This is a genomic window from Microbacterium sp. HMWF026 (genome assembly GCF_003061325.1).
Lineage (GTDB): Bacteria > Actinomycetota > Actinomycetes > Actinomycetales > Microbacteriaceae > Microbacterium > Microbacterium testaceum_E.
In genome coordinates this window covers 1-2,112 of the sequence record NZ_QAJB01000233.1, presented here as the reverse complement: position 1 = coordinate 2,112, position 2,112 = coordinate 1, and the positions used below count along the sequence as shown (strand labels likewise).

General features: G+C 74.3%; 3 protein-coding genes. All 3 read left to right on the top strand.

The window, feature by feature from the left end; genetic code table 11:
• The first annotated feature begins 87 nt into the window (after window positions 1-87).
• On the top strand, window positions 88-483 hold the full coding sequence (locus DBR36_RS09380; RefSeq protein WP_108318803.1) for a molybdopterin-binding protein: 396 nt from the start codon (window positions 88-90) through the stop codon (window positions 481-483).
• Between the two features lie 312 nt (window positions 484-795).
• Complete coding sequence (gene modA, locus DBR36_RS09375; RefSeq protein ID WP_108318801.1) at window positions 796-1,557, top strand: molybdate ABC transporter substrate-binding protein; 762 nt, start codon at window positions 796-798, stop codon at window positions 1,555-1,557.
• On the top strand, window positions 1,554-2,112 hold a 559-nt coding region (locus DBR36_RS09370; RefSeq protein ID WP_108318799.1), incomplete at its 3' end, for a molybdenum ABC transporter permease. The genes modA and DBR36_RS09370, both read left to right, overlap by 4 nt.

Sequence of the window (2,112 nt, the reverse complement as noted above, 5' to 3'; positions counted from 1 at the left end):
GTCGAGCCTAGTTCGGTCATGACGGGGCGGGGCGGCCTCGGGGCTGTGCGCTCGTCCTGAGAACACCCGGGCGGGTAGCGTCGATCCATGGCCACCACCTTCCGGATCGCCCAGGCCGCGGGTCTTCTCGGCGTCAGCGACGACACCGTCCGGCGCTGGATCGAACAGGGTCTGCTGCCGACGACGGGGGCGACGCCGGTCGAGATCCCGGGCGCGGCCCTGGCCGAGCGGGCTGTGGCGCTCGCCGACGAGCCGGCGGATCCCACCGGGATCGCCTCGAGCGCGCGCAATCGCTTCGTGGGGATCGTCACGCGCGTGCGCGTCGACGGGGTGATGGCGCAGGTCGATCTGCAGTGCGGGCCCCATCGCGTTGTGTCGCTGATGTCGGCCGAGGCGGCGGAAGAACTCGGCCTCGAGCCCGGGTCGCTGGCCGTCGCCTCGGTGAAGGCGACCGTTGTGACGGTCGAGACGCCGCGCGGCTGAGCGCGGGGCGGGGCTCGCGCTTCGGGCGGCGACTCGGCGTGGAGTTCGGACGCGGGGAGTGGCTCGGGCGTGCCGCGCTCCGGAGATTCGGTCGGGGTTTCGGTCGATCGGGGGGTGTCGGGGCCGATCCGCAGGGTTGTTCCGGAGTCCGGCACGGGGGACGGCGTCGGCGGTCACGGAGTCGCCGGGTGCCGGCGCAACGGCGCTGACGGGGGTCAAAGATCGGCATTGGCGGACCAATTCGGCCCAGCAACCCGCAGATGCGGAAGAATGGATGCCGCGGGCCGCCCGGCGCCGCCGGAAGGACCCCTCATGCGTCGCCCCCTGCGCACCGCCGCCCTCGTGGTCGCCACCCTCGCCGCGCTGGCGGGCTGCGCCGCTCAGCCCGCCGAGCCCGCGGCATCCGGCGATGCCCTCTCGGGCACGGTCGAGGTGTACGCCGCGGCGTCGCTGCAGCGCTCGTTCGACGAGATCGCCCGGGCGTTCGAAGCCGCCCACCCCGGGGTGAACGTCAGTCCCGTGTACGACGGGTCGAGCACCCTCGCGACGCAGATCGCCGAGGGCGCCCCCGCCGACGTCTTCGCCTCGGCCGACGAGAAGAACATGGCCAAGGTCGTCGATCAGGCCCCCGAGCCGCAGGTCTTCGCCGGCAACACGCTCGTCATCGCCGTGCCGACGGGGAACCCCGGAGGAGTCGAGACCCTCGCCGACCTCGCCCGCGTCACGACGGTGCTGTGCGCACCCGAGGTGCCGTGCGGGGCCGCCTCGCAGACGCTGCTGTCGAACGCCGGGGTCGCCGTCACCGCCGCCAGCTCCGAGCAGAACGTCACCGCCGTCCTCACCAAGGTCGCCGCGGGCGAGGCCGACGCGGGACTCGTCTACGCCACCGACGTGGTCGGCCGCGGCGACGTCGAGGCGATCGTGCCGGCGGGAGCGGATGCCGTGATCAACCGCTACCCGATCGCCTCTCTCGCCGACGCCCCGAACCCGCGGGCGGCGGCGGCGTTCGTGGAGTTCGTCTTCTCGGACGCCGGGCAGCGGATCCTCGCCGACGCCGGCTTCCGCGCCCCGTGACCGGCGGCTTCATCCCGCGCTGGCTCATCGTTCCGGCGGGCGTCGGACTGCTCTTCCTGCTCGTGCCCCTGACGGCGCTCGTCGCGCGGGTGCAGTGGACGACGCTGCTGAGCGACGTCACCTCACCCGCGGCGCTGTCGGCGCTCGGGCTGTCGCTGGGAACCGGGGCGGTGGCCACCGCAGTCTGCGCGGTCGTCGGCATCCCGCTCGCCCTTCTGATCGCCCGCAGCGCCGACCGGACCGCGGCGGTGCTGCGCGCCCTGGTGACGGTGCCGCTCGTGCTGCCGCCGATGGTCGGGGGCGTCGCCCTGCTCTACCTGTTCGGACGCAGCGGGCCTCTCGCGGGGCTCGGTCTGCCGTTCACGACCCCGGCGGTCGTGCTGGCGCAGGTCTTCGTCGCGCTGCCGTTCCTGGTGCTCGCCGTCGAGGGAGCCCTGCGCAGCACGGGCGTCGCCCTCGAGCGCACCGCCGCATCGCTCGGAGCCTCGCGCGCCACGATCCTGCGCCGGGTGACCCTGCCGCTCGCGGCCCCCGGGATCGTCGCGGGGGTGGTGC

What these genes read in the sequence shown, in the direction of transcription:
- modA (WP_108318801.1), top strand. Translation starts at nt 796, where the DNA reads ATGCGTCGCCCCCTGCGCACCGCCGCCCTCGTGGTCGCCACCCTCGCC.
- DBR36_RS09380 (WP_108318803.1), top strand. Translation starts at nt 88, where the DNA reads ATGGCCACCACCTTCCGGATCGCCCAGGCCGCGGGTCTTCTCGGCGTC.